This window comes from Dyella acidisoli, from assembly GCF_030160295.1.
In the GTDB taxonomy this organism is placed as follows: domain Bacteria; phylum Pseudomonadota; class Gammaproteobacteria; order Xanthomonadales; family Rhodanobacteraceae; genus Dyella_B; species Dyella_B acidisoli.
This window is the reverse complement of sequence record NZ_BSOB01000060.1, coordinates 1-552: the sequence shown is the minus strand read 5'-3', so window position 1 is coordinate 552 and position 552 is coordinate 1. Positions and strand designations below refer to the sequence as shown.

The 552-nt window shown below is 63.6% G+C and carries 1 protein-coding gene; it reads right to left on the bottom strand.

The window, feature by feature from the left end:
* On the bottom strand, window positions 1-552 hold a 552-nt coding region (locus QQJ86_RS20705; RefSeq protein ID WP_284322881.1), incomplete at both ends, for a hypothetical protein.

Below are 552 nucleotides of genomic sequence, written 5' to 3'. Positions count from 1 at the left end.
GCGGTTGGCACCGGTCTCGGTGCTGGTTTGCAGGAGACGACCCTGCACGTCGTAGGTCGTGGTGGTGATGACGGTGCCGTTCGTCAGCACACCATTGCCGTTGCTGTCGACGGTGTCGTACTGGGTCTGCGTGGCCAGTTGGCCGCGCACGTCGTAGGTGTAGTCGGTGCGCGTGCTTTGGCTGAGCGTGGTTTGCACGGCGGTGCTTTGTACCCACGCCTGTAGTTGGGCCAAGGTGGGCGGGTTGCTCGGGCTATTGCTGTTGCTACTGGGGCTGTAGGTGGCCCCCAGGTATTGGCGCGTGGTGGTGAGTTCGCTCAAGCCATTGGCGGTGGTGTAGTCGTGCTCGGTGACGGCGCCGAGCGGATCGATGGTGTAGGCGAGCTGGTTCGTGGCGGTGTAGACGTAATACGTGGTCTCGGCGCTGCTCGGGGCGACGTAACCGCTCTGCCCCACTTGGCCTTGCGCGGCGACGGTGTAGGTGGTTTTGCTGGTGACCTGGTCGGCGGCGTTATAGGTGTAGCTGACCGTATTACCGGCGCCGTCTTCGAC